Origin of the sequence: Okeania sp. SIO2F4 (assembly GCF_010672385.1) — a bacterium.
Classification (GTDB): domain Bacteria; phylum Cyanobacteriota; class Cyanobacteriia; order Cyanobacteriales; family Microcoleaceae; genus Trichodesmium.
Genome location: NZ_JAAHGT010000451.1, coordinates 1 through 7,596, shown reverse-complemented (window position 1 = coordinate 7,596; position 7,596 = coordinate 1). Strand labels below are relative to the sequence as shown.

General features: G+C 37.9%; 9 protein-coding genes. 3 read left to right on the top strand and 6 right to left on the bottom strand.

Annotation, left to right across the window (positions count from 1 at the left end; genetic code table 11):
• On the top strand, nt 1-541 hold a 541-nt coding region (locus F6K22_RS24430), incomplete at its 5' end, for a helix-turn-helix domain-containing protein (protein WP_363274320.1).
• Nucleotides 542-588: 47 nt separating this feature from the next.
• Here F6K22_RS24430 and F6K22_RS24425 read toward each other — a convergent pair.
• The 3 genes from F6K22_RS24425 to F6K22_RS24410 all read right to left on the bottom strand — a co-directional run bounded on the left by F6K22_RS24425 (nt 589) and on the right by F6K22_RS24410 (nt 2,589).
• Nucleotides 589-924, bottom strand: coding sequence for a type II toxin-antitoxin system VapC family toxin (locus F6K22_RS24425; RefSeq protein WP_293103909.1), 336 nt, complete (start codon nt 922-924; stop codon nt 589-591).
• A 284-nt stretch (nt 925-1,208) separates the two neighbouring features.
• Complete coding sequence (locus F6K22_RS24415; RefSeq protein ID WP_293103906.1) at nt 1,209-1,910, bottom strand: precorrin-2 C(20)-methyltransferase; 702 nt, start codon at nt 1,908-1,910, stop codon at nt 1,209-1,211.
• Between the two features lie 430 nt (nt 1,911-2,340).
• A complete protein-coding gene (locus tag F6K22_RS24410) occupies nt 2,341-2,589 on the bottom strand; it encodes a hypothetical protein (RefSeq protein ID WP_293103903.1) in 249 nt (82 codons plus the stop codon).
• 462 nt (nt 2,590-3,051) lie between these two features.
• On the opposite strand from F6K22_RS24410, the gene F6K22_RS24405 reads away from it, so the two are divergent.
• Nucleotides 3,052-3,858 (top strand): RNA-guided endonuclease InsQ/TnpB family protein, encoded by an 807-nt coding sequence (locus tag F6K22_RS24405; RefSeq protein WP_293103912.1) that lies wholly within the window; start codon nt 3,052-3,054, stop codon nt 3,856-3,858.
• Entirely contained in the window at nt 3,759-4,160 is a 402-nt protein-coding gene (locus F6K22_RS43135; protein WP_375340191.1) for an RNA-guided endonuclease InsQ/TnpB family protein, read from the top strand. The genes F6K22_RS24405 and F6K22_RS43135 overlap by 100 nt, the downstream gene beginning before the upstream one ends.
• A gap of 571 nt (nt 4,161-4,731) precedes the next feature.
• Here the strand turns inward: F6K22_RS43135 and F6K22_RS24395 are convergent.
• The 3 genes from F6K22_RS24395 to F6K22_RS24385 form a co-directional block, all read right to left on the bottom strand.
• Nucleotides 4,732-5,025, bottom strand: coding sequence for a hypothetical protein (locus F6K22_RS24395; protein WP_293103900.1), 294 nt, complete (start codon nt 5,023-5,025; stop codon nt 4,732-4,734).
• A gap of 117 nt (nt 5,026-5,142) precedes the next feature.
• Nucleotides 5,143-5,301, bottom strand: coding sequence for a P-loop NTPase family protein (locus F6K22_RS24390; protein ID WP_293103897.1), 159 nt, complete (start codon nt 5,299-5,301; stop codon nt 5,143-5,145).
• A gap of 178 nt (nt 5,302-5,479) precedes the next feature.
• Nucleotides 5,480-7,596 (bottom strand): NHLP bacteriocin export ABC transporter permease/ATPase subunit (locus F6K22_RS24385; RefSeq protein ID WP_293103895.1); only part of this gene is annotated, 2,117 nt, incomplete at its 5' end.

Genomic DNA, 7,596 nt, shown 5'->3' with positions numbered 1-7,596 from the left:
TAAGACAATGGACTGGCAAACAGTTTTAAATTCAATTGATGATTTGGTCTTTCAGCAAACTGGAAAACACCTAAATAATCTACAAATGGGAATTTTAAAAGGTGTACTGAATAACGAAAAATACAGAGAAATTGCAGAACAATATAAATGTTCCAATGGTCATGTCAAAGATGAAGGATATGAACTATTGCAACTTTTATCAGAGATTTTTGGAGAGAGGTTAAATAAATCAAATTTTGTCGCTACAGTCGAACGTTTAGGATTCACAAATTCTCAACATCAGATTATTGGTAATCCAGTACAAATTGGTAATGTTAATCTTTGCCCTAACCCCGAAACAACAGAATTAAAAAATAGGGATTTTGTCAACGAAAAATCAGATAATAACAACACGAATTTTTGCAAACCCATCATTGAAGATGTCTTGCAGACAACCAAATTAAATACTGTTTCTAAATTAATCAAACTTGGTTTAACAGCACAACAAATTGCAGAAGTAGTAGACTTACCATTAAATCAAGTACAACAATTAATGGAATAAACTTGTCTATTAGATATCTGCAAAAACTTCAATTTCCTTCATCTTTGTTACCTAGGCGAAGGAATAACCTGAATTAAACCAGTATGGAAAGCATTATCGTAGGTGATAATAGCTATATTTTCCAATTCAGCTTGAGCCATCAGCATCCGGTAAAATGGATCTCTGTGCAAAATAGGTAGGTTTCCCGCTCTCAGAGCATGAGCAGTTGTGATGGTAAGTTCCTTGAACTTTGCCTGGTATAATATATCCCGATAATTATCAACTAGCAGTTTAGCTTCAGGAAGTTTGCCAATGCGGTATTTTGTAGCAATTTCCCAAGCAGAAGCACTGCTCACTAAAATCTGATAGTTGGGGTAAAATCTTGTTAATAATTTGTCCTGCAATTAATTCTGTCTTTTCATCTGGATGTAAAATTCCTACTTCTGCCATACAGTGATATTCATCTACTGTTAGCAAACGTAGGGGGAAGTTGGTGGTATTTACTGGTGTTTTAGTGGTTGAGATGATTCTTCATTTAATTAGCTTGAATTAAGTAGGTAGGCGCAAATAAACCTCACTATGTAAAGAAATGTTGATGCAGTAGAAACACTTGAGATTGCTTCCTTCCACTCCGTTCCAGTCGCAATGACGTAGTTGTAAATTTTCCCACCTACCTACTTATAACACTTCACCCTTGTGTTTGACTAGGAATCAAAATCAAAGACCAATAGGGAACCTCTGTCGGTTCAACCTCAGTAATAGCAAGAATTTTTTGCTCGGTTTGAGTTGCCCTTTCAATATAAAGCGCCCGATCTAACAACCCTAATTCATCCAAAATCTTGCGGACTTTGGCAAAATGTCTGCCTAATTTGATAATTACTGCTGCATCCGCAACACTAAGACGATCGCGCAACTTAACCTCATCCAAAGTAGCAGGTATAATACTCAAAACATCATTGCGGTAAGTAATTGGCACACCCAACATAGCTGCACTTGCTAATGTTGAAGAAATTCCCGGTACAACTTCCGTGGGAAACTCCCCCGAAAGTCGCTGAAAAAGATACATAAATGAGCCATACAACATCGGTTCCCCCTCACATAAAACCGCTACATCTTGCCCAGCTTTTAGATATTCGGCAATCTGTTGGGCAGCTTTATCATAATAGGGTTGGGATGATTCTCGAACATTAAAAGGCAAAGACATAGGAATTTCAATCTGGTCAGAACGAATCAACTCAGCAACGATCGCCCGTGCCAAAGAGTTACCATTTTCTGAGATAGGGTAAGCAATTACTGGAACAGTAGTTAAAATGCGGTGTGCTTTAAGAGTCAGTAACTCTGGGTCGCCGGGTCCAATACCTAATCCATATAGTTTTCCTAGTTCTCTCATTCCTGAATTATAGCAGTTTGAAAAAAGTTTGTTTGTAGTTGAGCTTTAGCCCATCCTCAATATATATTTTGGGGGCTAGAGCAAAACTACGAGAGTCATTATAACTGTTTACTCTACAAGGAATTTGTGTTTAAGGTATCAGCGATCGCTAGTAATAAAAGTATAAATATGATTCAAAGCGATCGCTTATACAATTCTGCTTCAAGTGCCGAAACAGCCTCCTCAGCATAAAGGCCACAGTACGATACCTAACCAGGTTAGTAAACTTTTGGCCTTTAGTAGGGTATTTGTGAAGTTGCTGTTTATAATATTCAAACTTGGCTACTATTCCATGACAACTAATGAAATAACTTTTGAAATTTTGTATAGTTGTTTGATATGTTAGCAGAATTAATCTCATCCAACCAAGATGTTCTTTTTCTCCGCTGTTTCAAAATTTCCAAGTTAACTTTACTTCAAATTTGCTCTTATACTTGATCCCTCCAAAGTTATCGAACTTTAACCCAGGCTTAGGATTATAAGTGAGAGTCGCATAGCTAGGAACCCACCAGGGATTATCACCACTACCAACTACTTTTTCTAGTTCAATATCGTTGAGTTCTTCCCATTCGGTCGGTGCTTCAAAGCCAGGTTGTCTCTGGGGCAAGATATCTTTTTTTTCTATGATGGAATTTTCCATGGTTGCTCCTTAAATTGTTTGTTATTACTTTTTGTTTTAGGGAAGGAATAATTACTCATCCCTTGTTCTATTTATATCAAACTGCTTAACCTTATAAATGCCAAACTGGCAGCAAAAAAATCTAGTATTTAGGTTGAGTAGACCAAAGGGCTATCAACAGTATTAAAATAATTGGACAAAATTTAACACAATTAGACATTTACTGTGATATACTAGATTTATGTTTAACTTATTAAACTCTTAGAAGAGGTGCCCGATAAATTGAAATGCAATCAATCAAGACTAAATTAAAAGTCAATAATCAACAAAAAACCATACTCGCCAAACACGCGGGTGTAGCTCCTGACTACTTATAACTGGGGATTAGCAACTTGTATTTCTGAATATGAAGCTACCAAGAAACGACTGAGTGCTATCACTTTGCATGTATAGTTTGGTAGCTGAAGTCAAAAGTGAAAATTCCTGGTATTATATTATGAAGTATCAAAGTGTGCCCCTCAAGAAGCATTAAGAGATTTAGACAGAGCATTTAAAAACTTTTTGACTATTCCTCAACGTGGATTTCCTGATTGCTTCGTTCCTCGCAACGCTCCGCGGTTTAAGAAAAAAGGAAAAAAAGATAGTTTCTATCTAGAAGGAAGTATTAAAATTCTGAAAGGAAACTATATCAAATTACCCAGAATAGGAATAGTAAAAACTTACGAAATCTTACCTTCTGTACCAGTTAAAAATGTGAGAATCGCCTCTTTCAGAGGAGCTTCGCTAACAAAACGTGCGGGTAATTGGTATATAAGTTTTAAATATGATGAAAGACCAACTCCTACTGCTAAAGAAGGAGATATTATTGGTGTAGATGTAGGTATAAACGCTCTAGCAACTTGTAGTGATGGAACAACCTACACTAATGTCAAAGCTTACAAACAAGCTAAAAAACGATTAAGTCGTTATCAACGCCGTGTCAACGAAAAGGAGCTTGGGAGCAAAAACAGAGCTAAAGCTATCAAAAAACTAGCAAGATTGCACAAGAAAGTAGCAGATATTAGAGCAGATGCACTACATAAACTCACAACATGGTTAGCTAAAAATCACAGCACCATAGTAATTGAGGACTTGAAGGTAAGTGGAATGCTCAAAAAGCGGTCGTTTGCGGAGCAGTCCGTTAGGATGGGATGGCGAGGTCTCCCGAAGAGTGCAGAGCCGCGTTTCATGTCGCGTTTGCACAATTATTCCGTAGGAAAGCGAAACGCAATTCAAGTCGCTCCGCGTTAACGAAGTTTTGCGGAACGCTAAACGCCATATCCAATCGACCAAGAGATCGCAAACTAGCAAGTGCGATAGCAGACTGTGGTTTTTATGAGTTTAAACGTCAGCTTACATACAAATGTGAATGGTACGGCAGTGAATTAGTCATAGCTCCTAGATTTTATCCAAGTTCTCAAATATGTTCAAACTGTGGCCATCAAAAGAAAATGCCGTTACACTTGAGAACTTATGAATGTAGTGAATGCGGTTTTGAAACTGACAGAGATTTTAATGCTGCAGTCAACCTGAAAAACTATGTGTATCAGTAGCTTGAGTTCCAAGCGATTTTAAGCCTGCTCTTGAAGATAGGTTGCAGACTGCGGTCAGTGGTATATGCGTGAAGCAGGAAGCTAGCTCCAAAGCTTATGCGGTCGCGTCAGCGGAACGGAGTTCTATCATGTATGGGTAAGTTTGGGTAAGTTTAGTAGAACGGTTCTCATTGTTAGGAGTCAGGAGTCACAAATTAGGAGAGGGTTTCATTCTTGCACCTAACACCAGTAACACTTTATTGGGTTTCCCTACCGCACCAATTTGTGGAAGCAAGTTACAACCCAACCTAAGTTAAACGTTAAAAAAATTGAATTGTAGGGGCGGGTTCATCAGGGGACATCGAGCTTGCTTCAAAGGTTTAGCTAAACCCGCCCCTACTTCCCATTGGTGGTTGGGAGCGGGTTTATTTAATTTATTGGTCAATATCAATGTTTTTAGATAACGCCCCTACCACTCCACTGAATAATAGGGAAAACGATTCGCTTTAATAAAATCTATCGCTGTTTTTGCGATCGCTGCATTCATTTTCTTCTTCTTGTCATTTTTTCTTCTTGGGGGGGGAAGGGAACTTCATTCTTCTTCTCTTTCTTCTTGTTCTTTTTTCTTCTTGGGGGGGGAAGGGAACTTCAGTTTTTTATAGGGGTCCTTCGGACGTAACTCGTATTCCCATACAATATGTGGCCAGATGCTTTCGCGCCGAAAGAGACCGCCGTAAAGTACCTCCAATTCTTTATCAGAGAGAGGAGAGAAGGTCTCTCTCTCCGAGGGTGTGGTGGAGGAATTCTTGTGGTGGGAGCAGCTGGAATTAGGGCTGTGAGTAGTGGTACAGTTCTTGTCGGCATACATTTCGTTGTTATTTGGCATTTTCCCTCGTGTTTTCTGTTTTCTCTTTTTTTCTGTTTTCTGTTTTCTAATTACTTTTGGTGTCTGACACTTTAACACTTTTTAATAGAAAAAATAATTAAATTATTATTAAATTAATTAAGCCAACTGACGACTAACCAATTTTCTAAACAACCCCTCTTCTTTCATCAACTCATCAAAACTCCCCTTCTGCACTACCCTTCCCTCAGACATGACATAAATAACATCCGCATTCCGAATGGTACTCAAACGATGAGCAATAACAACCTGCGTCACATTCAACTGCTCTAAACTCTCAGCCCAGTAGGGTGCGTTTCCCTGCGGGACATGAAGACAGCGTAAGGCACCGGCAAACTTTTGAATGGTGCGTTACGCTCCACTCCGTTCCGCTAACACACCCTACTGGAATGATTAAAATTTATTACTTTTGAATTTTGAATTTTGAATTTTGAATTTAATTTGCCAACTGACGACTAACCAACCGCCGAAACAACCCTTCCTGTTCCATCAACTCATCAAACCCCCCCTTCTGCACTACCCTTCCCTGAGACATCACATAAATAACATCGGCATTCCGAATGGTACTCAAACGATGAGCAATAACCACCCGCGTCACATTCAACTGCTCCAAACTCTCAGTCACGATCGCCTGAGTTTTATTATCTAAAGCACTGGTAGCTTCATCAAACAAAAGAATTTTCGGCTCCAATATTAACGCCCTGGCAATAAGCAACCTTTGTCGTTGCCCTCCGGAAAGGTTACTACCTCCCTCACTTATCACCGTGTGCATTCCCATTGGCATTTCTTCAATATCATCTGCAAAACCTACTTTCTGAGCTGCTTCCCATGCTGTCTGCGGACTTACCAACTCACCACTACTGATATTTTCATAAATACTGCCTGTCATCACTTTCCCATTTTGCAGCACTACCCCTAATTGTTGTCTGACTGCTTCCAAGTCTAATTCTGCTAAATTTTTACCATCATAAAAAATATTTCCTGTTTGTGGTTGCTCGAAACCTAACAATAAACGGAATAAAGTAGACTTGCCACTCCCAGACGGACCAACAATGGCGACAAATTCTCCTGGTTTCACTTCTAAACTAATATTATGGAGTACGGTGGTGACATTAATTTCTGGGAGATTTTTATCGGCAGTTTCTGTTGTTAACTTAGATTTTTGATGATAACTAAAAGTGAGATTATCGACAGAAATACCACCTTGTAATTCTCCAGGGTTAGCTAAATTAGGGTTATATTCAATGGGAGAATCTAAAATACTTTTTGCTCTTTCCCACAAAGGCACAATACCGATAACATCAGTAATAGTATTACTTAAAGAAGTTACGCCACTAAGAAACACACCCATCGCGGAATTAAAAGCAATAAATGTACCAATATTTAAACTAGGAGTTCCTGTCTGTTGAGCATAAATAATAATCTGAATAGTAAACCAATAAATCAACATAGAAGTAACTAGAGAGACTATTTCATTAATCACAGAAATAATATCGTTAATCTGAAAAATCCGATTATTAAGTTGAATTTGAGGTTGATATTTTTTACCCCAAACTGCAAAAGCTCTAACTTCAGCAGCAGCAACTCGTAATTTTTGAATGCCGTTTATTAGTTGTACGGTTAAACCTTGAATTTTGCCACTTAGCTTTTCTTGTTCTCGTTCAAAACGAATTAAAATTATGCCGGAAATTAAGGTGATCAGGAAAGAAATTAAACCAATAATTAGAACAATTAAGGCTAATTTTCGGCTATATAAAAACATTAAACCTAAATTTAAGAGGGAAAATACACCTGTAAAAATCGTGGTAATCACGGCACTATTGATTAAACTACTAATCTGACTAATTGCAGCAATCCGAGTTAATAAATCCCCCGTACTAAATTCCCGGAAAAAAATCGGATTTAGCCGAAAGAGGCGGTCATAAATTCCTGATTGTAAATTAATTTGCATCCCCTGAGAAACTTTGATAGACATGATTCCTTGGAGCAAACTAAATAAAGATTTTCCTACAGTAACGGCAAGTAAACCCAATCCTATTTGCCATAATAATAATTTGTCGCTATCAGGAATAGCATTATTAACAAGAATGGCACTTGCTTGAGGAGTAATCATACCCATCAGACTGATTATTATGCCTAAAATTATAGTTTTAATTCCATCCCATTCATAACTTTTGATAGCGAATAAAAATATCTCCCAAACATTTTTCACCTGGAAAGGGAAGGGGCGATAAAAAGTAAATGCTGTTGAGGATAAAGTAGCAGCGACATTTTGATTTATGGGAATAGAAGTTTGAGTTTTTGGGTTGTAGAGAAAGTATTGATTTTGGCGAGGTAATAAGGCAACGGGTATGTTTTCTAATTCGAGCCAACCTAACAAAGCACCAGAATTTTTTTGCCACCATTTATCTCTTAGTTTTACTTGTCGCATTCGACAACGTGAAGCTTTAACAATCTCTTGTAAATCTGGTTGATAATCAGCAGGAGATTTTTTTTCTGGGAGGGTATTTTGGAAATTTTTCCCCTGTGTAGATGGTGCTTTAATTTCTATTT